The 24333-nt window shown below is 29.5% G+C and carries 26 protein-coding genes; 5 read left to right on the plus strand and 21 right to left on the minus strand.

Annotated features, from left to right (window positions below):
- Window positions 1-17: 17 nt before the first annotated feature.
- The 14 genes from ACZ5RS_RS13515 to ACZ5RS_RS13580 all read right to left on the minus strand — a co-directional run bounded on the left by ACZ5RS_RS13515 (window position 18) and on the right by ACZ5RS_RS13580 (window position 13052).
- Window positions 18-962 carry a transketolase family protein gene (locus tag ACZ5RS_RS13515; RefSeq protein WP_464636316.1) on the minus strand — a complete coding sequence of 315 codons (945 nt, stop codon included), beginning with the start codon at window positions 960-962 and terminating at the stop codon, window positions 18-20.
- Window positions 962-1789: a transketolase gene (locus ACZ5RS_RS13520; RefSeq protein ID WP_464636317.1), complete on the minus strand. Its 828-nt coding sequence runs from the start codon at window positions 1787-1789 to the stop codon at window positions 962-964. The genes ACZ5RS_RS13515 and ACZ5RS_RS13520 overlap by 1 nt, the downstream gene beginning before the upstream one ends.
- An 80-nt stretch (window positions 1790-1869) precedes the next feature.
- Entirely contained in the window at window positions 1870-2529 is a 660-nt protein-coding gene (locus ACZ5RS_RS13525) for a lactate utilization protein (protein WP_464636319.1), read from the minus strand.
- A gap of 1 nt (window position 2530) precedes the next feature.
- The gene (locus ACZ5RS_RS13530) at window positions 2531-3238 is read right to left on the minus strand and encodes a GntR family transcriptional regulator (protein WP_464636321.1); all 708 of its coding nucleotides are present in this window, start codon (window positions 3236-3238) and stop codon (window positions 2531-2533) included.
- Window positions 3231-3830, minus strand: a complete 600-nt coding sequence (locus ACZ5RS_RS13535) for a class II aldolase/adducin family protein (protein ID WP_464636322.1) — start codon at window positions 3828-3830, stop codon at window positions 3231-3233. The genes ACZ5RS_RS13530 and ACZ5RS_RS13535 overlap by 8 nt, the downstream gene beginning before the upstream one ends.
- Complete coding sequence (locus tag ACZ5RS_RS13540; RefSeq protein WP_464636324.1) at window positions 3823-4611, minus strand: triose-phosphate isomerase; 789 nt, start codon at window positions 4609-4611, stop codon at window positions 3823-3825. The genes ACZ5RS_RS13535 and ACZ5RS_RS13540 overlap by 8 nt, the downstream gene beginning before the upstream one ends.
- Before the next feature lie 8 nt (window positions 4612-4619).
- The gene (gene rpiB, locus ACZ5RS_RS13545) at window positions 4620-5075 is read right to left on the minus strand and encodes a ribose 5-phosphate isomerase B (RefSeq protein WP_464636326.1); all 456 of its coding nucleotides are present in this window, start codon (window positions 5073-5075) and stop codon (window positions 4620-4622) included.
- 12 nt (window positions 5076-5087) lie between these two features.
- Window positions 5088-6341, minus strand: a complete 1254-nt coding sequence (locus tag ACZ5RS_RS13550) for a RuBisCO large subunit C-terminal-like domain-containing protein (RefSeq protein ID WP_464636327.1) — start codon at window positions 6339-6341, stop codon at window positions 5088-5090.
- Entirely contained in the window at window positions 6334-7557 is a 1224-nt protein-coding gene (locus ACZ5RS_RS13555; RefSeq protein ID WP_464636329.1) for a Tm-1-like ATP-binding domain-containing protein, read from the minus strand. Before ACZ5RS_RS13555 ends, ACZ5RS_RS13550 begins: the two co-directional genes overlap by 8 nt.
- 51 nt (window positions 7558-7608) lie before the next feature.
- The gene (locus ACZ5RS_RS13560) at window positions 7609-8418 is read right to left on the minus strand and encodes an N-acyl homoserine lactonase family protein (protein WP_464636330.1); all 810 of its coding nucleotides are present in this window, start codon (window positions 8416-8418) and stop codon (window positions 7609-7611) included.
- Between the two features lie 74 nt (window positions 8419-8492).
- Window positions 8493-9437 carry an ABC transporter permease gene (locus tag ACZ5RS_RS13565; protein WP_464636332.1) on the minus strand — a complete coding sequence of 315 codons (945 nt, stop codon included), beginning with the start codon at window positions 9435-9437 and terminating at the stop codon, window positions 8493-8495.
- A complete protein-coding gene (locus ACZ5RS_RS13570; protein ID WP_464636333.1) occupies window positions 9437-10402 on the minus strand; it encodes an ABC transporter permease in 966 nt (321 codons plus the stop codon). The genes ACZ5RS_RS13565 and ACZ5RS_RS13570 overlap by 1 nt, the downstream gene beginning before the upstream one ends.
- Window positions 10399-11916, minus strand: coding sequence for a sugar ABC transporter ATP-binding protein (locus tag ACZ5RS_RS13575; protein ID WP_464636335.1), 1518 nt, complete (start codon window positions 11914-11916; stop codon window positions 10399-10401). Before ACZ5RS_RS13575 ends, ACZ5RS_RS13570 begins: the two co-directional genes overlap by 4 nt.
- A 71-nt stretch (window positions 11917-11987) precedes the next feature.
- Window positions 11988-13052: a sugar ABC transporter substrate-binding protein gene (locus ACZ5RS_RS13580; RefSeq protein ID WP_464636336.1), complete on the minus strand. Its 1065-nt coding sequence runs from the start codon at window positions 13050-13052 to the stop codon at window positions 11988-11990.
- A 609-nt stretch (window positions 13053-13661) separates the two neighbouring features.
- Here ACZ5RS_RS13580 and ACZ5RS_RS13585 point away from each other — a divergent pair.
- Both ACZ5RS_RS13585 and ACZ5RS_RS13590 read left to right on the plus strand, forming a co-directional pair.
- A complete protein-coding gene (locus ACZ5RS_RS13585; RefSeq protein ID WP_464636338.1) occupies window positions 13662-14912 on the plus strand; it encodes an AI-2E family transporter in 1251 nt (416 codons plus the stop codon).
- 6 nt (window positions 14913-14918) lie between these two features.
- Complete coding sequence (locus tag ACZ5RS_RS13590; protein WP_464636340.1) at window positions 14919-15407, plus strand: MarR family winged helix-turn-helix transcriptional regulator; 489 nt, start codon at window positions 14919-14921, stop codon at window positions 15405-15407.
- A 71-nt stretch (window positions 15408-15478) separates the two neighbouring features.
- Here ACZ5RS_RS13590 and ACZ5RS_RS13595 read toward each other — a convergent pair whose 3' ends face one another.
- A complete protein-coding gene (locus ACZ5RS_RS13595; RefSeq protein ID WP_464636341.1) occupies window positions 15479-15994 on the minus strand; it encodes a hypothetical protein in 516 nt (171 codons plus the stop codon).
- Between the two features lie 12 nt (window positions 15995-16006).
- Window positions 16007-16552 (minus strand): hypothetical protein, encoded by a 546-nt coding sequence (locus ACZ5RS_RS13600; RefSeq protein ID WP_464636343.1) that lies wholly within the window; start codon window positions 16550-16552, stop codon window positions 16007-16009.
- Window positions 16553-16753: 201 nt separating this feature from the next.
- Between ACZ5RS_RS13600 and ACZ5RS_RS13605 the strand changes: the two genes are divergently transcribed.
- The gene (locus tag ACZ5RS_RS13605) at window positions 16754-18031 is read left to right on the plus strand and encodes an RluA family pseudouridine synthase (RefSeq protein ID WP_464636345.1); all 1278 of its coding nucleotides are present in this window, start codon (window positions 16754-16756) and stop codon (window positions 18029-18031) included.
- Between the two features lie 5 nt (window positions 18032-18036).
- Here the strand turns inward: ACZ5RS_RS13605 and ACZ5RS_RS13610 are convergent, their stop codons facing one another.
- Genes ACZ5RS_RS13610 through ACZ5RS_RS13620 form a run of 3 tightly spaced genes read right to left on the minus strand, consistent with a single transcriptional unit; the run spans window position 18037 to window position 22028 of the window.
- Complete coding sequence (locus tag ACZ5RS_RS13610) at window positions 18037-18957, minus strand: PHP domain-containing protein (protein WP_464636346.1); 921 nt, start codon at window positions 18955-18957, stop codon at window positions 18037-18039.
- A 1-nt stretch (window position 18958) separates the two neighbouring features.
- Complete coding sequence (gene mltG / locus ACZ5RS_RS13615; protein WP_464636348.1) at window positions 18959-20914, minus strand: endolytic transglycosylase MltG; 1956 nt, start codon at window positions 20912-20914, stop codon at window positions 18959-18961.
- Window positions 20901-22028 (minus strand): coiled-coil domain-containing protein, encoded by a 1128-nt coding sequence (locus ACZ5RS_RS13620; RefSeq protein WP_464636350.1) that lies wholly within the window; start codon window positions 22026-22028, stop codon window positions 20901-20903. Before ACZ5RS_RS13620 ends, mltG begins: the two co-directional genes overlap by 14 nt.
- A gap of 255 nt (window positions 22029-22283) precedes the next feature.
- Here ACZ5RS_RS13620 and ACZ5RS_RS13625 point away from each other — a divergent pair, with 255 nt between their 5' ends.
- Together ACZ5RS_RS13625 and ACZ5RS_RS13630 are read left to right on the plus strand one after the other, a co-directional pair.
- Complete coding sequence (locus ACZ5RS_RS13625; RefSeq protein WP_464636351.1) at window positions 22284-22862, plus strand: DbpA RNA binding domain-containing protein; 579 nt, start codon at window positions 22284-22286, stop codon at window positions 22860-22862.
- Between the two features lie 16 nt (window positions 22863-22878).
- On the plus strand, window positions 22879-23526 hold the full coding sequence (locus tag ACZ5RS_RS13630; protein ID WP_464636353.1) for an MBL fold metallo-hydrolase: 648 nt from the start codon (window positions 22879-22881) through the stop codon (window positions 23524-23526).
- A 46-nt stretch (window positions 23527-23572) separates the two neighbouring features.
- On the opposite strand, the gene ACZ5RS_RS13635 is transcribed toward ACZ5RS_RS13630, so the two are convergent.
- On the minus strand, window positions 23573-23914 hold the full coding sequence (locus tag ACZ5RS_RS13635) for a TraR/DksA family transcriptional regulator (protein WP_464636354.1): 342 nt from the start codon (window positions 23912-23914) through the stop codon (window positions 23573-23575).
- Window positions 23915-24135: 221 nt separating this feature from the next.
- Complete coding sequence (locus ACZ5RS_RS13640) at window positions 24136-24333, minus strand: hypothetical protein (protein ID WP_464636356.1); 198 nt, start codon at window positions 24331-24333, stop codon at window positions 24136-24138.

A 24333-nucleotide genomic window follows, 5' to 3' on the forward strand; every position in this document is an offset into this window, starting at 1 on the left:
ATATAATAGAAATAAACCTATTTAATTAAGGCTTGAGCTTTTTGTGCAATATTCTCAGCTGTAAAACCAAAGGTCTTTGCTAGGTAGTCTAGTTTTCCGACTTCTCCAAATCTTTCTCCAACATTTACAAAGTCCATCTTTACTGGATTTGTCTTTGCTAGATAAGAAGAAATCATTTCTCCTATTCCACCACTGTATCTTCCATTCTCACATACTAATATCTTCTTACAGCGTTTTGCTACTTCATCTATTAAGTCTGTGTCTAATGGTCTTATTGTATGTAAATCTACTAATGTTGCATCTATTCCTTTTTCTTTTAGAATATCTAATGCTCCACTTGCTGCATCTACCATTGTCTGTCCACTTGCTATTATTGCTACATCTTTTCCTTTGCTTAACTCGATTCCCTTTCCTAACTCTATCTTTGTTCCTACTGGGTATCTATGAGTTACACCTTTTCTTGCAGATCTTATATAGCTTGTCTTTCCATTTTCATACACTTGTCTTATTAATTCATACATACTTTGTGCATCTGATGGGTCTATTATTACTACCCCTGGTACTTGTCTCATTAATGCTATATCTTCAAATGGCATATGTGTTCCACCATTTAATTGTGCTGTTATTCCAGGGTCTGATCCTATTAGGTGTATTACTTGATGTGCATAGCCTACTGATATGAAGAATTGGTCAAAGGTCCTTCTACTTGCAAAACATCCAAAGGTGTGTGCAAATGGGGTTAATCCTACTGATGATAATCCTGCCCCTACTCCTATCATATTTGCTTCTGCTATTCCACAGTTGAAAAATCTTTCTGGATATTTCTCTTGGAAACTTTTTGAGCCTATACAACTTGCTAAGTCTGCATCTAGCATTACTACATCTTCATGTTCGCTTGCTAAATCATTTATTGCTGCCATTACAGCATCTCTCATATTCTTTATATCGCTTGTATCTCTCATTAGTTAACTCCTTCTCTTTCTCGAAGTTCTTCTACTGCTTTCTCTGCTACACTTTCATCGTATGCTATACTATGGTTTGCAGTTGTATTTTCTCCTGGTATAAAGCCATATGATTTAATTGTATCTAATACTATCATTGATGGTCTATCTACTACTTTCTTTGCTTTCTCTATGGCTTGTGCTATTTCTCTAAAGTCATGTCCATTTATCCTTTGTACATGCCAGTTAAAACCTAACCATCTTGTATCTATGTTATCCATAGTTACTACATCTTCTGTATATCCATCTAGTTGCAATTTGTTTAAGTCTGTAAAGGCTATTAGATTTCCAAGTTTCCATTGGGCTGCTGTTTCTGCTCCTTCCCATATTTGGCCTTCTTGGCTCTCTCCATCTCCTATTACTACATATGTCCTTGCATCTATCTTCTTTATCTTTTGTCCTAATGCTATTCCTACTGCTGCTGAAAATCCTTGTCCTAAAGATCCTCCTGTAAAGTCTACTCCTGGTGTCTTTGTCATATCACAATGACTTGGTAGTTTTGTTCCACCTTGGTTCAATGTTAATAACCATTCTTCTGGAAAGTATCCCTTACTTGCTAAGGTTGCATATACTGCTGGTCCTGCATGTCCTTTGGAACATACAAACCTATCTCTGTCTTCTTTCTTTGGATCTTTTGGATCTATTCTTAATTCTTCATAGTACAAATATGTTAATAACTCTACTATCGACATACTTCCACCTATGTGTCCTGAGCCAAAATGTCCAATTTCTCTTATTGTCATTTCTCTGATTTTTAAAGCTTGTTGCTTTAAGCTTTTAGCATCCATAGTTAACTCCTATGTTTTAATAAATTTTACTAACGAAAATTAATTTAAAATATAAAAAAAAGTTCAATTATAAAATTGAACTAATAACCTAATTTCTCATCAACAAATATTATATGTATTCTTGAGGGCACTAACTGTCTATTAAGAACAATTGCGTCACTACAAATTGTATTTTTGCAAGCACCAGCTACAACAGCCATTAAATTCTCACTGTCACATTCAGGCATGAAACATTTGCCATGTTTTTTGCAAAAAGTATCTCTATCTAGTCTAACATTATTTTTTGGTGCAGCTATAGTTTTAACTCTTTCAACAGCTAGACTTAAGGAATCAACAATTTTGTTTTTACCAACTACAAGTATAACTTTTTTAGGACCAAACATAATTGCTGCGACTCTATTTCCGATATTATCTACCTCATAGATTTCTCCACTAGTAGTAATGGCATTAACACTTGCAATAAAATAATCACCAAAAAATGCTTCACGGCTCATTCTATCTTTTTCTTCAGCTGTTATACCTTTTCTATTTCTATTATGGAAATCATATTTTTCATTACCATCTAGATAATCAATTACACCTGTTTCTACTAAGCTCATTGAGCCACCAATAAAGATACTAGAGCCCTCTTTTAGTAATTTTTCTACTTCTTTAACTACTAAATCTTTTGATGGAACAAAACTACTATCGATATTATTCTTCTTTAAGTTTTCACGAATTAAACTATAATCAATACTCATATTATTTCTCTTTTATATCTGTTACCATTTTTGGCATTATTTCTTCAAAGTTTTCTAGATTCTTTTTAACCAAAGCTTTGAGTTCATCAGCTTTTCTATTTTTAAACAAGTTATAATATTGTCCGTGTTCAATAGATTGTCTTTGTCTCATAGCATCGTCCATAACATAGCGTTGACCATAAATCAGTTTACAGAAAGCTAAATTATCCCAGATTCTATTTGCTACTTCAATTAATTTATCCATATGTGAGGTATCAAAAAGGCTAAAATGGAATTGTCTATTATATTGGAAAATTTGGACTGCACTTATATCACCTTCAAGTTCTTTATTAAATGCATCTAAAACTTTACCTACATATTCAATTTCTTCATCGCTAGCATTTTTACAAGCATACCAACAGATTTCTGGTTCAATTAAACTTCTAAGTAAATACATTTGAAAAACATCATCGCTTGATAAATTTACCAAACTTGCACCTTTATATGGGATATTTTCAATAAGTCCTTTTTTTTCTAATTCTTTGATAGCATCTCTTACAGGCATACGACTTACAGATAATTGTTGTGCTAATTGATCTGTGTTCAATTTTTGACCCATCACAATTTTGCCTTCCATTATCCAATCCATTAATTTATCTAAAACTTTATCTGCTAAAGTTTGTTTATCAAAATTATCACCATCTAAATCGGCTACAAGTTTTCTAACCATTATATTTTTTCTCCAACAAATTTTGAAAAAGAACAATTTGAGATGTCTCTTCAAATAACTCAGCCATATGTTCAGCTTTCAAAGGATCTTCACCCAAGACTACTATACCATGATTTTTTAAAACAAATCCAGTTAGTTCTGGGTATTGAGAAAAAATTTCAGTGATAGTAGATTCATCTTCTTCCCTTACCATAGCGGAAGGAACATCAATTACAGGAATCTCACCTTTTATTTTTAATTTAGCGTGCCAAGTTACTTTTGGTATTATATTATAAGTGGCAGATAATGCAATAGAGTACGGACTATGAGAATGAAAAACTGCATTAACCTTTGGATAATATCTATATATTAAACCATGCAAAAATGCTTCTCTGGTGGGTTTTCCAACTCCAGCTATCTTATTACCATAAAGATCAGTTTCAACAAAGCCAGACACTTCACTATCTCCAAAAGAACTTCCACTTGCTTTAACATACATGCTATTTTCATCTTTTCTAGCACTTACATTTCCACCTGTCCCAGTTTGCAACTTAGTATCATAACCTCTATGACAGGAAAGATTAAGTTGTTCTAAAATTTTATTACTATCCATTGTTTTCTTTTTCCTCCCAAATTGGTAATGCACTTCTAATTAATTTATTAAAATTCTCTGCATCCCAAGCACTTCTTCCAACAAATAACCCATCAACTGATTCTTGTTCTAAGATTTCATTCGCATTATTAATATTTACAGAACCACCATAAAGAACTGGGATATCATTAGCTAAATCTCCAAATAATTCTTTTAAGGTTTCTTTAATTACTTTGTGTTTTGCTTGAGCATACTCACAGCTTGCAGGTTCTCCTGAAACTCCAATTGCCCAAACTGGTTCATAAGCAACCATGATTTTATCAAAATTCTTTTTATCTATTTGAGAAAATCCTATTTTTAATTGCTTTCTTAATACTTCATCAGCAATGCCATAATTTTTTTCTTCTTTGGTTTCCCCAATACATAAAAGAGGAGTAAAACCATGATCTATAGCAGCTTTAACTTTCAAGGACTCAACCTTATCATCTTCTAAAAATACATGACGTCTTTCACTGTGACCTATCATTGCAATATCAACATTAACTTCTTTCAACATTAATGGAGAAATTTCTCCAGTAAATTGCCCTTTTTCTTCCCAGCACATATTTTGAGCACCTAATAAAATATTAGATTTATCAATAATTTGGCTAACTGGATAAAGAGTTGTATAAGAAGGAATTACAAACAAAGTTATTTTATCTTTTAAATCATCAGTTATAGTTTGTAATGAAGATATAAAATTAATTGTATCTTCAATGGTTTTTGTCATTTTTGTATTAGTGCCTACATACAATTTTTTCATATATATTCCTACTTTAAATTATCACTATCTATTTTATTCATTAGGGCAACTTTTGCAGTTGAACGACCATCTTTAAACTTAAGAGGTAACCAGGTATCTACAATTTTTTTAGCTAATTCATAACCTATTACTCTCTCTCCTAAACATAAAACATTAGCATCATTACTTAAAACAGCCCTTTCTGCTGAAAAACAATCATGACATAATGCTGCTCTTATTCCTTTAAACTTATTTGCTGTCATACTCATACCAAGACCGGTTCCACAAATTAAAATGCCACGAGCTTCATAATTTGATTCTTGAACCTTCTCACATACTCTTTTAGCAATTTCTGGATAATAGGTTGGATCTTCTTTAGAATCACAACCAACATTAACAATTTCACAATCCTTAGTTTCTAAAAAACTAATAATTTCATTTTTTAAACCAACTGCTGCATTATCACAACCAATTATAATTTTCATATTATTTCTTCCTTATTTCCATAAATTTAAAGCAGTTTTTAAGCCTTCATCATCTTTTGCTGCTTCTTCAAGAGATATTTTATTAAATGTTGCTTTAACTGCATTCATGGCAGTTTTAGCACCAATTGTTGTTCCAAGAGGATGTCCTTGAATTGCTCCGCCTATACCAATAATTGAATCATTACTAATCATGTTTTGTACTTGAACTTGATTTATTGGAGTAATGCCTCCACCTACTGCGGTTATAATAGGATTCAAATTTGGTATAGCTAATCTTTGAGCTTGGACTGTTTTTATAAAATTAAAGAGTGAACTTGAATCATTAAAATTAGGATACATAGTCATTATTGCATTTAAGCCTGCTAATCTAGGTAAAATTCCTAACATTACATTATCTGAGATTCCTGATTTTTCACCATCAAAACAAGCAACTCCAGCATAATGCCCCATAATAAACAATTTATCTTTAACTTCTTCTACCAAATCTTTAGCACTATCTATACCACCTAAAACATAATTAACTAAACAAGCTTTAGCTCCTGCATCAATTGCAGCTTTAGCATTATCTAATAGGGACTTTGGAGTACCACTAATATTTGGTAAATATATAGTATTTTTACCTGTAACTTCATAAGCCTGTTTTGCAGCACTTAAATAAGCTTTGGTTCTTTTTGCTACTGAGTTATAATCTGTATTACCTAAAAGCTCATCATCTTTGATTAAATCAACCCCGCCTAAAGCTACTTCTCTAAATAATTTAGCACCAGCTTCAGGTGTGAACCCTAAACAAGGTTTTATCATATTCAATACCAAAGGTCTTTCTTCTTCTACTTTTGCTAATAATCTTAAATCCTTCATATCTTTATTGGGAGATAAGAAATCTTTAGCTGCGTTACCCTTCATTTCTACATCAATCAATCTTACTTTTAAGGCAGTTGAAACATCATTACCAACCATAGAAGTAAGCATCATTGTAAAACTTCCACCAAAGTTAGCTGATGGAAAAGCAACTTTTAAAAGAACTGAAAAATCTTCAACCTCATCGGTTTTTGCTATTACATCTACTTCAACCACTCTAGCTTGATATTTTTCAATCATCTCATTAGTTATTGAAGGAACTACAACCCAAGTTCCAACACTTTGACCTACTGCAAATTGGCCAACTTTTTTCATTGCTGAAGAATAATCGAGACCAGAAATTATATAGGTTGCTACAAAGTAATCACCAACTAGGTTTTCATATCTACAATATGGTAAATCAAACATTTTGTTCTCCTAATAATTTAATCATTTTTTTAGCAGCCTCTAGTCCCCATTGTTTTTCATTTAAATTACCTTCGATATAAGTAATTTTAATCTTACCTTTACTCTTTTCTTTTATTGTTTCAATTAAGAGATTATCAATTTCAGGATCATAAAGCTTTTCGTTAGGCCTGGTGTTTGCTCTAAAACCATTTGTAGGTACTAACATTTCAATTATCTTTTTAGAATTTGATATTCTATTGCCTAATAAAGTACCAATTTCAAGAGCTTCTTTTTTAGTAATTTTGATATGGGCTAAAATAGAATTATGCATTACATATTTTCTTTCTTCCAAAGCAAAAGGAAATTCATCCACTTTATAATCAATAAAATCCAGTCCTGCAGGAGCTAATATTATTGGTATATTTTTTTCAATTGGATCTATTAATCTCTGTCCATCTCCATATGAAAAACCACCTTTAAAATGCTCGGAAGAAATTTCATGTAAGTTCAAATCTAAAATACCATCTATAATTCCAGTTGAAGCTAAGTTATCCATTATATAGCCACCAACACCTGTGGCATGAAACCCTATTGCTTCAATTCCATTTTTTTCTAATTCATTAATTGCAGCTTGTGCACCAGTATTGGATATACCCATTAGTGTTACACCAACTACTTTTTTCTTTGATTTTTTTAAAGCTCTCTCATTATCTAAAAGCATACCCTGCATACATGAAATTGCATGACTCATAGACATTTCAGTAATAATATTTAAACCTGTAAAATCGCTAATTGAAGGAATAACAACAATATCGGACTGTCCAACAACTTGATCAAAAGATCTTTTACCACAAGCTATAGTTGTAGTAATTACTTTAGGTACTCCAAGATCAAGTGCTCTCATAGCACTTGTAGCTATATATGTATTTTGAACTCCGCCCATTGATATTATGCCATCAAATAAGTTTTTAGAATAAAGCTCTAAAACCTTAATTTTTATTGCAGCCATCATAAGGGTTATTAAATCCCCTTTTGATAGATTTTTTATATCTTGCCAATCTTTATTTATACTTTTAAATACAGCTTCTCGAGTAATATCTGCTTTATAATTGTTCTCAAGACCTATTGAAATATCGATAACTATTGGATTTATGTTTTTAGAAATAAATGAATTTTTCATGAATTCCACTTCTTTAAATTTAGTATCACAACTAGCAACAATAGCTACATTTTTCATTTAATCCTCCAAGTAATTCTAGGGAATTAATCCCTAGAATTATTTAAATATTTATTCACCAATTACTGGAGTTTTTGCAATTCTGTCCATCATTGCAGCATCATGGCAAAGAAGGAGTCTATCATAATCACCTTGGATTCTTGCTTTTTGATTTGCAATACTCTTCCAAGATTCAACAATGTTATAGAAACGACCTGGAGGAGTGATATCATAGTGCATTTCTGGGATTGGATTTAAGTTACCTAAAACGAAAATTGAGTCCCCAGCACAGATATAGCTTTTACCATCTTTACAATCAATTTCTGCTGAAATGTGTCCTGGAGAGTGACCAAAGCTTTCAAATACTCTAATACCTGGAATAATTTCAGTTTCCCCTTCTACAGCTTCAAAAGTTAAACCCTTACAAGGGCTAGTAATTCCAAGCACATCATTTTCATATGATTTATAATATAGTGGGATTGGATCATTCATGAAATCAATTTCTCTTTTATGAGCAATTAATCTAGCATTTTTAAATTTATTTGCTGAAGCTGAGTGGTCCCAATGTAAATGTGTAAAAATAACAATATCTACATCTTCACATTTATAACCATTCTTATTTAATAGGCTTTCAATATCTTGGCCTTCTTCTTGCCAAGAACCTCCGTGATGATATTTATTAGCACGTTCTGTTTCACACATACCTGTATCAACTAATACCAATTTATCTCCACCTTCAATTAAATATGTTAATACTGGTAGAGGTACTTTTTCATTAGGGATGTTCTTTAAAAAAGGCGCAGCCGAATGATGGTAGTGATACTGTAGTGGATATGTTGGAACATAACCTGTGTTTAATGGTCTTATTGTAAAATTAGACATTTTATTCTCCTTAAAATTATATATTTTATTTTTATTCACTAATAAGTTTTTAGCGAAATATCATGCTGTTATAATTAATTCTTTTTAACTTTTAAAAATGAATCAAAAAATACGATTGTTAATATTACAATTCCAACAACCAATGGTTGGGCAAAAGATGTAATACCTAATAAGTTCATTACATTTACAATAATTGTTAATAAAATTGCACCAATAATTGTTCCTGTAACACCACCTTCACCACCAAGCATTGAAGTACCACCAATAACAATTGCTGCAATTGGTTCTAAGACATAAGCGTCTCCCATTGCTGCATCTGCGGCATTAAGTCTTGCTGTCATTAATACACCAGCTAAACCTGCACATACACTTGATAAAATAAAAGCTGAAATTATTGTTTTTGGAAGGGAAACTCCTGCATATTTTGCTGCAGTAGGACCATTACCATACATAAAGATATCTCGCCCTATAGTAGTTTTCTGCAATATAAACCAGACCAGAAGTACTATAATTAAAGTAACTATTACTATTACTGGAATAGGACCAATATATCCGGTACCTAATACTGTAAAGTTAGAAGGAAGATCATAAATAACCGCCCCAGACATAACTATCATAGCTAAGCCACTTACTACCCAGTTAAGTGCATAGGTTGCTACAAAACTTGGAAGACGAACAATACTTACTAATAAGCCACTGGATAAACCAATGATTACACCCATTGCAATAGCAATTAATATAACCGACCAAGTTGGCACACCCATCTTTAAAAAACGAGCACAAATACAACCAATTAAACCAGCGGTCTTTGGTACAGAAAGGTCAATACCACCAGTAAGTAGAACTGCTGTTAATCCTGTAGCTAAAACTAATAAAACACAAGATTGTCTAAGAATTGTTACAAAATTAGTAGGTGTTCTAAATTCAGGAATAAATATTGCAGCAATAAAAGTGAAGACTAGCAATCCAACAGTACTATAAAAAGGTCTCCACGCTTTAATCTCTTTCAATTTTAGCATTATCTAACCTCCTGATAACGGTTATTTTCTCTTTCTATTAATGCATCAATTACAATTGCTATTAGAACAACAACACCAATGATTGCACTATGGAATAAGGTATTAACACCAACAACGTTTAACCCATTTTGTAAAATCTTAATTAGAAGTACTCCAAAGATTGTTCCTGTTACATCACCTTTACCGCCATATAATGAGGTTCCACCTAATAGAGTTGCAGCAACTGCATCAAATTCCCAACCAGTTGCAACAATTGGTTGTCCAGATTCAACTCTAGCTGTGGTTAAAATTCCACAAACACCTGCTAAGAAACCTGCAAATGCATATACTTTTAACATTGCTAAATTTGGACTAACCCCTGCAAAAGCTAAAGCTTCTTTATTTCCACCAAGACCTCTAACTCGAATTCCAAATCTTGTTTTATGCAATAAAGTCCAAGATAAGGCAAAGACTATAATTACCAAAATTATTGGGTTTGGAATAAACAAGAAAGAACCAGAACTTAACTTCTCAAATATTGGATGGTAGTAATAAATTGAAGCACCGGATGTTATCATTAAAGCAATACTATGTAGTATATTTAACATAGCGATGGTTACTATAAATGGTGGGATATTACAATATCCAACAAAAAATCCATTTATTGATCCAACCACAGTTAGAACAATCAATACAATAATTATTGCAAAGAATACTGGAACACCTGCTTTAATTAACCAAACAAATAATACAGTACAGAAACTAACTTGAGAGCCCAAAGACATATCAATACCTTCAGCTAAAATTACTAATGTTTGTCCCAAAGCTAGAATCATTAATGGAGAAGCTTGTATCAATACATTTATTAAATTTCCAAAGGATAAATAATCTTGTGAGAAAATACTGAATGTAAAAATTATTACAATCAACATCCAACCAACTGGTGGAACTACTGAAAGTTTACGAAACACGTCATTTTTCATCATGATTGTTTCTCCTTTGATAAAAGCATCATCTCTCCAATGCCTTCTGCACTAAAGTTCTTTTCATTTTTATCAATTTCTCCAATAACTTCACCTTCATTAAATACATATACTCTATTACACATACCTAGGATCTCAGATAATTCAGAACTTATGCATAAAACAGCTTTTCCTTGATTAGCTAAATCACACATAATTTGATAAATTTCTAATTTTGCACCAACATCAATACCTCTTGTTGGTTCATCGAAAATGATTATGTTACTATTACAGACTAACCATTTTGCTAAAACAACTTTTTGTTGATTACCACCGGATAGCTTTTGACAAACGCTATTAACATCAATACAAGCAATTCTTAATTTTTCTACATATTCACAAGCTAATGAATCAACTTTTGGTTCAATAATTACATTAGTTGGGAATTTCTCATGTAAGACAACTTGTCCAATATTCCACTTAATTTTGTCCTTAAGTGCTAAGCCTTGTTTTTTTCTATCCTCAGGGATAAGACTTATACCTTTATTAATCATATGACGTGGATTTTTAGGTACTACTTTTTCTCCATCAACAAAAATATCGCCACTTTCAATTTTCCTAATACCGAATATCATCTCAACGCTTTCTGTTCTACCTGATCCAACAAGTCCAGAAAGACCAACAATCTCACCAGAATGTAAATTAAAAGATACATCTTTAACAAAACCAGTTGTATCTTTTAAGTGTTCAACACTTAATCTTTGAGCGCCTCTTTTGCATTTATTTTTAGGAAATACTTGAGAGATATCTCTACCAACCATCATATTTACAACTTCTTCTTGGCTATGATCTTCAATATTAAAAGTATCGATTTTTCTACCATCTCTCATAACTGTAATTCGATCTCCGATAAGTGGAAATTCATCCATTCTATGGGAGATATAAATTATACCAATACCTCTTTTTTTCAATTTATTAATTTGAACAAAAAGAGATTCAACTTCATTCTCTGATAAAGCAGAGGTTGGTTCATCGAATACAATTATTTTAGGTTGATATGAAAGAGCTTTAGCAATTTCAACAATTTGTCTCTTTGCTACTGTTAAGTTACATACAATTTCATTTACATCTATATCTTCACTATTTAAACTAGCTAATATTTCTTTAGCATCCTTTATTAATTGCTTTTTATTAACTAGTCCAAGACGATTAACTTTTTCTCTATTTAAAAATATGTTTTCATAAACATTTAAATGTGGTATTAAAGTAAATTCTTGATAAACTCCAACTATACCTTTTGATAAAGCTTCTTGAGGATTTTTAAAACTTACTTCTTCTCCATTTAAAAAAAGTTTACCTTTGTTCGGTGTATATACGCCTAAAATCATTTTTGAAAGAGTTGATTTACCGGCACCATTTTCTCCAACTAAGATATGGACCTCACCCTTTTTTAAATCAAAATCAATTTCATCATTTGCTACTACACCAGGAAAGATTTTAGTTAATTTCTCTCCTTTTAGTAAAATGTCATTATTCAAATAAAACCTCCAAAATTATGCCCTAATTTAGGCTATTGGCGAAATTAATCGCCAATAACTATTTAAATAATTTATTTCCACCAAGCTGTTGTATTGACATAATCGTCAATTGTAGCAGCATCAATTACAGGTTTATCTTTTTCTGATGGGAAAGGAACGAAATTTGTAGGTGGTGTTGTGCCATCATTCAAATATTCAACTAAATATGCAGCAGCTAAATATCCTGAACCATATGGGTCAGTATTATAAGATGCCAACATTTCTGATTTACCAATTGAATCAGCTGCATCAACAGAACCATCAAATCCTGCAACAGCAACATCAGTAATACCAGCAGCTTTTAGAGCTTGAATAGCACCTAATGCAGATTCATCATTAGCAGCAATAATTGCATCTACATCTTGATATTTTTGAATTAAGTTTTCAGTAACACTCATACCTTCAGTTCTTTTGAAATTAGCTGTTTGTGATGCTACTATTTCCATATCTGGATATTCACTTAATCCTCTTTTAATACCATTAAGTCTTTCTCTTGCATTTTGTGCTCCTGCAGGACCTTCAAGAATTATTACTTTACCTTTTCCATTTACTTTTTGAGCAACTTCTTTAGCAATTACATAACCGGTTTCTTCATAGTTTACACCTGTTCTTAAGAAAGTAGGTTCAGCAGCTGGAGTACCAATTGTTACAACTTCAACCCCTGCAGCCTTTGCTTTTCTAATTGCTGGCATAATACCATTTGAATCAGCACAGTGAATTACAATGCCATCAACACCTTTTTGTAACATGTCTTCAACAATTCTTACTTGTTCTTCAACACTGTCTTGTTGAGATGGTGCCATTGTTATTGCTTCAAAGCCCATATCTTCACCAGCTTTTGCGAAACCTTCTAATTGACTAACCATATAAGGATTTGTAGAGTTCTTAACAATACAAGCTAGAGTATAATCTCCTTTTGCTTTTAAATTAGTACTAACGGTTTTACCGATACCACTAATTGGTAATTGAGCATCTTGTGCAATTACAAATTCACTTGCTCCCTCTTGTTCTTGAGTTGTTGTTTCCTCTTGACCATTTGCCATAATTGGCAAAACACATAAAGCTAAAACTATAGCTAATGTCCATATTCTTTTCATGCTAACCTCCTTAGAATATATTGGATAAAATATATTTTATATTATATGTTTTGTTTGTCAACATTAAAAATTTGGAAGTATAGAAACAAAAATAAGAATTTATGGCTAAAAAACTGTACTAAACTAACAGTTTTTTACCTTATAAAAAATATTGGATATTGGATAAAATCTTTATTTATAGCCAAAAGAGACAAAAAATATCTAACTTTTAAAAATCCTTTTTAAATTAATTTTTCATAAAAAACTTTGTGAAAATTTAAAAAAAAGAGCCTTGAAAATTTTTTTTATTTTTTGTTTGATTTAAAATTCAATAAATAAATTACTTAACATAATTTAAGAAAAACCTAATTCTATATTCATACTTCATACCTTCACTACTATAGTATTACACTTTTTATGAGATAGATATCTTTAAATTATTTGATTAGGCATATTTAAAAATTTATTTAATAATTTAGTCTTTTACTTAATTATATACTTACAATACTCACTATATTTATGTTTTAAGATGTTAATTATTTGTTTGTTAACCCAAAGTTGTGTTTTTCTTTGTATAATTAATAAATTAAGATATTGAAGGTTTTAAAGACGTAGTTTATATTTGTTATTATGAAAGAAGAGTCCAAACTAAAAGAATATGCTAATTTATTCGAAAACAATAAATATCTTAAGAGCTTAAGCTTTATTGTAATTATTTTTATAATAATGTTCTGTCTAAAAGCTGCAAGTAGTGTTTTACTTCCTATAGTATTTGCTTGCTTTGTTATGTTAATACTATTTCCTTTGCTTGAAAGGCTTGATAAATTACATTTCCCTTATTGGTTAAGTAATATTATAGCAATATTGATTTTCATAGCATTCTTATTAGTTGTGGGTGTTTTAGTATTCATGGTTGTTCAGCGACTTATAATTGGAATACCGGCCTATGGAAACAGGTTAAATGAATTAGATTTATTAATTACAGATAAAATCGGTGGATTTTTAGATTTCTCACCTGGAGAGACTTTCCTCTCAAAAATGAATATTAACTGGATTAATGTAGCACTTACAAGTTTAACAAACATTTCTTCTCACTTTGCAACTGTATTAAAAAACATACTTTTGGTTTTTATCTTCTTATTCTTCTTATTACTAGAAAGACATACATTTACTCCAAAAATCATTGAAGCTTTCAATGGTAAAAAGAGTAAAATAATTGTATCAATTACTCAAAGAACTACACACCAAATTTCTAGATACTTATTTATTAAATTTTCAATAAGCTTAATTACTGGTGTTTTATTCTACTTAACAGCAACCGTTACAAAACTAGACTTTGCAATATTATGGGGATTATTAGCTTTTGTATTAAACTTTATACCAAGCATTGGTTCTTTAATTGTTACCCTTCTCACCATAACTATGGCATTAATTCAATTCTCTCCAGATTGGATTAGCATAATATATGTAGCAGTATTAACAATTTCAATCCAGACAGTTTTAGGTAATATTATTGATCCTAGATTACAAGGTATTCAATTAGGACTATCTCCTTTTGTACTATTAGTATCTTTATCTCTTTGGGGATTTATTTGGGGTATTCCTGGTATGTTCTTAGCTGTCCCATTAACCAGTGTTATTCAAATTCTTTGTGTTAATATTGAAAGTCTAAGACCTATTGCTATTTTATTAGGAAGTGGGAAAAGAATTCAAAAGCAATATAATAATGAAAAAACTTTGGAAAAACAAACTAGAAAAAGACAAAATAAAAACAAAAAATTAAGTAAGGATGATTTTGAAAGTATTCAAGCTAAAAACTCTAAAAATTCTACTGATTATAATGATTTTATTTTCCCTGATTCTTTTGATTTTGATGAATAATATTTTATGAGCAATAACGAAGATATAGAAATTTTAGAAAACTCTTTATTTACTATAAAGCAGATTTCTTCATTATTAAAAGAATTGGAACAAGTAATTAATAATAATGAAGAAACAAAAGATGGCTTAACTAAAAGACAAGCTGAAGTATTATTATATCTTTTTCAATTACCTAATCCACCAAGTATAAGAGAATTATCTAGATATCTTTCTACTAGTCACCAAAACATAAAAAAAATCTGTTTATTATTGGAAAAAGAAAACTATGTAAGATTTGTTGAAGATATCAAAGATAAACGGAAAACTAGAATCAAACTAACCATAAAAGGTGATAACAAAGCTGGTGAAATAAACAAAGCTTTAAATAACATTGCAAAAAGAATCTCAAATGATTTTAAAAGTAGCGAAATTGATGAAATAGCAAGACTACTTAGAAAATTACAATTTGCAATTGATAATGAAAATATGAATATAAGAAAAAACTTTAATAATTAATTACAAACAATAAAACCCATATATACAAAACAAAGTCTTTATATATATGGGTATATTTTTTAATTTAACTCTTAGAAAAAACATTTATAAGGAAAATTATTAATTAAAATTTCAGAATAAGTTTTATCATCAGTTTCCCAACATTTATCAAAATCTATAGTAGCTATAAATGTCTCATAATCACTCATAATTGTAATTATATTATCTGCTACTTCAAAGTAATAAAATCCATTTTTTACATTAGTTGAAAAACCTCCTAAATTTGCCCAACCAAACATTCTATCTTCTGTAAACTCTAAAACATTAATACTAGTTGGAACATCATAAACTTCCTCATTCTCTATAGTCCAAGAAAGACTATCATTAACAAGTCCATCTAATATATCATATGAAAAATATTCGCTATCCCCTTCTTGATCCTTATTTAAATCATCTAGCATTTGATTAAAATCTTCATCATCTAGAAATGAGCCATCACAACTCTCTAATAGAAATGAACTAGTAGCAATTAAAAATGTTAATAACAAAACACTTATTACAACGTTTTTTAAATAATTTTTTTTGTTATAAGAATTATTATCTCTCATAAAACAACTCCTTTATTGATTTAAATTTTTAACTAAAGATTCATTTATGTAATAAGTTCTCTTATTTCCCTCTTTAATAAATACAAGACTTTCTATCTTTCCATCTCTAGATTTTGAATAAACAAAATTATAGATTTCACCATCAGGTAATTCTGCTTTTAAAAGACTTGTTTCTTTTTCATAAAAAACAAAAGCTAATTCTCTACCAATAATATTTTCATTTTCATCAAGATATAAATAAAATGGAATCATTAGTTCATCTTGATCTATATCACTTAAAAACATTAATTTTTTATAACTTCTATTTCTTATAGCAAGAGGAGAATATTCTCCTTTATCATCGAGAATCCAGGAAGTTCCATAAATATCACTTGCAACATTTAAGGCTTCCTCTTTAGTTATTTCTTCTACTGGTCTACTACTCATTCCGAGAAATGCCACATAAACTATAAGCAGACAAGAGATAAAAACTATAACTAAACATATAACTTGTTGCTTAGTTAATTTTTTTATTTTTTCTTGCTCAACTTCATTGCTTACTTTTTTTGTTTTAGCCATCCAGTACCTCTTTAATAAATTTTGTTGTTAACAACTTTTTTTGCGCTTATATCTTATTTTTTAATCAAATGCTTGAACTTCGCAGTTATTATGAAATGCAAAGTGATATTAACTAATGCAAAATAGAAATAATTTACTAAAAATATGTATAGCTAAATAAAAGATTTGAATAAAATCTATTTTTTCAGTAAAGTAAAATTCATGATTGAAAGAAGAATTTATGATCCAACATTAGCTAAAAAATATTTAGATCAAATGTTTGAAACTTTTATTAAAACAAACCAGATTGCACCAAATATCAGCTGTGATAGTCTTTTAAATGAAAAAGGAGCTATGTTCGGCGTTTTAGTATGCTTAAATAAAAATAATGAAGAAGTAATTCTTAAAGCTTTTTCATCAGCAATTAATTCTTCTTATATAATTGAGGGCTTTGTCCCACCAGTTTTTGATATAAATGAATTTAATAAAGTCGTAGAAAAATATGATAATAAAATTAAAGAATTAACAAATAAAATTGAATATGATGAAAATAAAAATCTTTTAACAGAAAGAAAAAACTTAAGCAATATTGCTCTTGAAGAGATTCAAAACCTTTATTGTTTTTATAATTGTGACAATGAGATAATTTATTTAAAAGATATAAAAAAAGAGCAATATGTACCAACAGGAACAGGAGATTGCTGTGCTCCAAAACTATTAAGTTATGCTTTTAAAAATTCACTTTTACCTATAAGTCTAATTGAAAGATATTTTGGAAAAGATACTCAAAAAAAATCACACTTAAATTATTATCCACCTTGTGAAGAAAAATGTTCTATAATTTTACCTCATATATTAAAACTTGATATAATCTATGTTGATCAAGATATCTGTGTTATTAATAAACAAGCAGGTATTACAACAATTCCTGGGAAAAGCGAGGAATTAAAAGATTGCATTACAACAAGAGTTAAACACCTATTCCCAACAGCTATAGAACAAAGTAGTACACATAGACTTGATATGGATACATCAGGTTTGTTAGTACTTGCATTTAATAAAGAATCTCATAGAAACTTATCAATTCAATTTCAAAATCGAGAAGTTGAAAAACAATATATTGCTTTAGTTAGGGGCATTATTGAAACAAACGAAGGCGTTATTGATTTACCAATAAGATTAGATGTAGATAATAGACCTTATCAAATTGTTGATTTTGAAAATGGGAAAAAAGCTATTACATATTATAAAAGACTCAATGTAGAAAAAAATAAAACTACAAACGAAATTTTTTCAAGAATCCAATTCACTCCAAAAACTGGAAGAACTCATCAATTAAGAGTTCATTCAAAAGAAAAATTATTCCCAATTGTTGGCGATAGATTATATGGAATAAGAAAAGAAAATGAAAATAGGATGGCATTACACGCATCCTATATCAAATTCAAGCATCCTAAAACAAATGAAATTATGGAATTCTATTCAAATCCAAATTTCTAATCTAATTAAACAAATTCTACTTTCTTTGTTTTATTAATATTATCTATATTTGCACTTCTATATTCCATATTTAAATCTTTAGCAAATTGGTCACATTTATTAATAGATTTAATAATATTTTCTGGAGCATGAGCATCAGCATTTGAAACTATTTTTAATTTATCATAGCTTTTTGCTAATTCCCAGAATTCTTTAACTGGATATAGATATCTCATTTCACCATTAAAACCTTTAATTTTATCTTTTAATATTCCACCACCATTTACTTCTAGAGGAACATTATAATATATTGCTGCTTCAATTATTTCTTTACTGATGGTTTTTGCTTGATTATCCCATTTAAAATATTGAGAAAGGAATAAATCAGGATGTGCAGCAAAAGAGAAGAATCCGGTTTCCAAAGATTTAATATATTGATCAGTATATACATTCAAAGCTTTATCATTTAATTGATAGTAGTGAACTTGAACATCTTTTTCTCCAGGTAGATTTAAATAGTGAACACCAAATAATAAGTAATCACATCTTTCTCTAAGTTCATCTATATATTGATGATATTCTTTAAAGTAATCACACTCGAAAGCCGTCAATATTTTTATAGATTTATTATTATTTTGTTTTTCTTCTTTATTTAATAAAAACAAGTTGTCAATTTCAACTTGCTTATTCTTTTCTTCTAAGAGATCTTCATTTATTAATTCTTGTTTCTTTAAATTTTCAACATCATCTAAATATGTGTTGATAGTATCATAACTCATTCGACTGTTAGCCCATCTATTTTCTTTGACGGGACAATGCTCACTGAAACCTAATAATTTTATATTATTAGCTTTTGCCTCTCTTACATAATCACTTAATTCACCTACTCCATGTCCACAATAAACTGAATGCGTATGTAAATTATATGTTCTGTATTTATAATTCATGTTATTTATTATCTCTCTTTTCAATATTTTCTAAATGTTCTTTATATGTATAAGCAGTAATTAAATTTCCATTTTTATCATGTATATAATATAGGAAATCAGTATCTTTTGGATATATTGCACTAATTAATGCATCTTTACTACTTAAACAAATTCCTCCTGGAGGAAGGCCTTTCTTTCTTCTCGTATTATATGGAGTAATCTTATCTAAGATTTCTTGAGTTAATTCATCACTCCAATTTCCTATTTCATATCGGGTTGTTGCATCAATGCCTAAAGGCATATCCTCTTCAAGACGATTATGTATAACACTCGATATTATTGGCATTTGCTCTACATCTTGAGTCTCTCCTTGTATTAATGAAGCTATAATAATTATCTCATCAATACTATAACCGCTTTTAGCAATATCTTTAATATATGGCGACAAAATTTTGAAAGTATTTTCCAACATAATATTTGCAAACATATTTACATCAAAATCATTTGTAATTTTATATGTAGCTGGGCTAAACCAACCCTCTACAAAATTCAACCCTTTTTCTTGAGCTAATTGTGTACAAGCTTCTACAAAATCACCTTTACTAATTAATTTTCTACTTGTTAATAATTTATCTACTTGATCAATTGTACTAGCTGGATAAATTTTTACTATTGTTGAATCTGAATCAACTATAGAAGTTACAATTTCACTAATACTACTATTTTTCTTAATAATATATAAGCCACTTCTTAACTTAGTTTCTAAATTATTTTCTACTACATACTTTAAGAAATCTTCTTTTGTACATACACCATTTTCTTCTAAGACTGTAGCGATTGCTGTTGCACTTAACCCTTTATCTATTTGTAGTTTAATATAATCACCACTTAATTTTTCATCTTCAATATTTATGATCGAATCAACTTGATTAAGAGTATCATTCTCTGTTTCTTTTACTTTGAAATTTAGTGTATCTAAATCTTTTAAAGAATCTCCAACATAAACAAAATCTGAATCAAAATCATCATCTACTTGTTTAGGCTCAACTATTGTATTGGTTTCTGTATTTATATTTTGTACTTCTTTGTCAAATATTGAAAAAACATCTTCTTTTACAATTAAAAAATAACTTAAAATTGCTAAAATTATTATGCTTAAAATAATAACTAAATCTTTATTAATATTTAAACTATTTTTTTTATTACTTTTTTTTCTTTGTATTGGTTTCTTAATTTTATTCGAAGTACTTTTAGTTTTAGATTTTTTTACAGCTTTTGGTGCTGTTTTTTGTGTTTTTTTTGAAGCAGTTTTTGGTGCAGTTTTTGGTGCCGCTTTTGGTGTAGTCTTTGGTGTAGTCTTTGATGCAGTCTTTGATTCAGTCTTTGATGCAGTCTTTGATGCAGTCTTTGATGCAGTCTTTGATGCAGTCTTTGATGCAGTCTTTGATGCAGTCTTTGATGCAGTCTTTGATGCAGTCTTTGATGCAGTCTTTGATGTAGTCTTTGATGTAGTCTTTGGTGTAGTCTTTGATGCTGTCTTTGGGGAAGGCTTTATACTTTTCTTGTCATCACTTTTTAAATCTTGAGCTTTAGTTTTATTCTTAGGTTCTACTTTTTTACTATCTTTTTCTTCAGATTTATTAGTTAAATCCAGCTCCCCTTGTTGCCAATATTCATGATTTCCCACCCTTTTATTGTTATCTTTGCTAGGGACACTAAAACTATCTTTTTTGTTAAAGACTTCCAATTTTGCACGAGGAATTCCCTTTACATCTTTCCTCGATGGTACTTCAATGTAAGAAGAAGATTTGCTCTTATTATCTTGTTTTGTCTTTGATGGTTCATTAGTTTTTTTTGTTTGAGCTTTTTTTTGAATTTCACTCTTAGCTTTCTTTTTTATGGAAGCATCTTTAGTGGATTGATCCACCTTGTTAGTTGTATTTTTTTTATTAGTAGTTTCTTTAGGTGTTTCCATTTTTATCATCCAAAGGTTTTAAATTTAAAGTTGACTCTTCATAAGTACCAAATTTCTTCAACTCTATTATTGTGTCTCTTTTTTTATTTATTATAGCTTCAATTTTCGCAATTTGAGTATTACAATTTTTTATTTCTTGTTCTAACTGATCAATTTTTGTTCTCTCATGTGCAATTTGAGCTGATAATTCTGAAATAAAGATTTCATTATTTAGTTTTTGTATATCTTGTTCTAAACTATCAATTTTAGCAAGCTCTAAAGTTATATCATCTATTAAAGAAATTGATTTTTTACCAATTTCATCAGAAGTTATTTCATCAGGTAATTTTTGATACAATTCTATACCTAAAAGTCTTGCAGAATTAATTGAATCATCTTTTGCACTTTCAAATTCAGCTTTCATTTCTTCAATTTTTCTACTAGGCGGTTCTGAATCTTCTTTCCTTATTTCAGCAATTTTATCTTCACATTCTTTTATTCTAGTTTCTAAATTTTTTACATTTATAATAATTTCTTTTAAACTATCAAAATATTTTTCTTTATTTTTCAAATCTAAATTTTCTTCTAAATTATTTTCATAAATATATAAAGCTGCCTTTATAAATAATTTTGGAAGAGATGTTTGAAGTTTTTTAATTAATCTTTCGTAATGAGCAATAAATAAAATAAGATTAGACTTATCTCTAAATCTAGAATATTTTTGCATCTTTAAATTAACGTTATCAAATATATCTTCTAGATTCGCACTAATCTCTTTATTAAACTTTCCATTACAATATGCTTCATAAACTACAGCACCAAATTTAGATAATTCTTTCTTTTCTTCATCTTTTTTTTCCAGTAGAACTTCATTTAAAGAAAAAATATCACTCTCACAATCAGCAATTAATGCTACTTTTGATTTTAATTGCTGTTTCTTATTTAATAATTGTTCATATTTACTTTTTGAAATCTCATAATTTGATAATTCGTTTTGGCAATAATTGAAAGATTTATCTTTTACAAAGAAAGCAACATTCTTTCCTAAGCTCTCATATTTTTTAGCTAGGATTTTTTTTACTTTAATTATTTCTTTTTCTTTTAATTCTATCTGTTCTATACAACTATATGCCATAACAATAATATACCAAATAAATGTTTCCTTGACAAAGCTATTAATTCTTTTATATGCTCAAAAGAAATCGGTATTGCAGGACTTTTTAAGTTTACCGATTGCCCGAGTGTGACCGAAAGGTATCCTTGGCACTAAGGTAGGTGCCTTTTCCTAGCCTTAGTTTAATTTTTTAGTTATATTATATATTATAATTAACAAAAAGGCTCTACACTAAAACTCAGTGAGTGTAGCAAACAGCTTTAAGGAGAAATGCTCATGGATAATAGAAACAAGAGCACCCCTAACGAACAGGATGTACTTATCGGGAAAATTAAATTACTTGCAGGAAAAACTGAAACAGATCCAAATCCTGAAGAATTAGAATCCCTAAGAAAACTCATCAAAAAAAATGTTCCATGGAGACTACGTGGATATTTTATGGCTTACTTATTAAGAGAACTTAATAAAAATGATAAAAAGGGAACACCTCAAAATCAAAGAAGCCTAAAAAATAAAAAGCCAGCAAGAAAAGGTAATTTAGATAATTCTACTGCACCTAATACACCTGCAACCCCAGGTCCTAAAAAAGCTAAACCAGCTAAAGAACTACCTGAAGGTTCAAAGACTCTTTATTTAAACATTGGTAAAATGAAAAAGTTATATACAAAAGAACTTTCTCTTTTACTACAAGAAAAATTAAATATTACTAGAAGTGATATTTATAGCATTAAGGTACATGATAAGTACTCTTTTATCACAATGAATGAAGAAAACTGTGAAAAAGCAATTGAAACTTTAAACGGCTTAGATATTAAAGGCCGCACTGCAACAGTTACTTATTCCAAAAAGAAATAATTTATAGGATATTTTTATGTTTATTGATAGCTTAATCGTAGGTCCCTACCAAACAAATTGTTACATTTATGGAAATGAAGAAACTAAAAGTGCTTGGATAATAGATCCAGGTGCAGACGCGGATCAAATAATTAATATTATTGAGAAACGAAATGTTACTCCTGTGTCTATACTTTTAACTCATGGCCACTGGGATCATATTATGGGCTTACCAAAACTAATTGAAACTTATCCATCATTAGAAATTTTCATTGGTGAAAAAGATTTAAATTATCTAGGAAAAGAAGGTAAAGATTTTATTAATAAGCATTGTTTTGATTTAACTTTCCTGCAAAGATTTAAAAATGAAATTAATTCTTTACCAAAAGCTGATTACGTTTTAAATGGTGATGAATTCCTTGATGATTGTAAATTGAAAGTTATCGCAACCCCAGGGCACACACCTGGTGGAGTTTGCTATTACAGCGCTGAAAATAATATTTTGTTTTCAGGAGACACTTTATTTGCAAATAGCATAGGTAGATGCGATCTCTTTGGTGGTGATTACCAAGCAATTCAAAAAAGCTTAGAAAAGCTAATGGAATTAGATGATGAAGTTATAGTTCTTCCTGGACATGGTCCTAGAACATCAATAAAACAAGAAAAAAATAATCCATATTTCTAAAAAAACAAATAAAGGTTCACATCAAAGTGAACCTTTATTATTACTTTTATTTTCTTCTATATGTCTTTTTTTCTTCAGCGTTTTTGCAGTCTACACAAACTACTGCATACGGAATTGCTCTTAAACGATTTTCAGGAATTTCTTTCCCACATAAAATGCAATAACCATATTGTTTATTGTGAATTCGAGATAGCGCATTATTAATTGCTTGTAACTTATTAAAGTCACGAGTTGCTGTCAGTTGAATTTTTCTAAAAGCAAGCTCCTCGGTTACAGAATCAATGCTATCATTGATTGTTTTAGAATTAACCAAATCCTTAAAGTCAGAATCTTGTTTAACTAATTTCTCTAAAAGTGCAGATTTCTCAGCTTTTAGCGCTTCCTTCATTTCGTCTATGAATTCGCGTGTCATAACATACTCCTACTTCGTTCTGTCACAACGTATAACTTATTTATAGCTAAAATGATTAAAAACGCGATTCTAGTCAATATGATTTGTGTAAAAAAACACAATTAGTGTAATAATAAAGCATATTTTTACTATACAAAAATTAAGAAATCTGTAAAAAGGCATTAAAATAACAAGTAAATTACCATTAGTAGCCTAATTTATTTGTCCCTAAAATTCTCAAAGAAATTTTTAAATAAAACAGATAAAACTATAAGCATGAAAATAACGATAACAGCTACAAGCGCTTCAAGATAAACATTACCATCGTAAACGATTGCTAATAAAGTAAAACCGATTACGATAGAAATGATTAAAAAGAAGAGAGAAACTAATATCTTTTTTTCAATTTTTTTCAT

The organism is Pleomorphochaeta caudata (assembly GCF_055395745.1).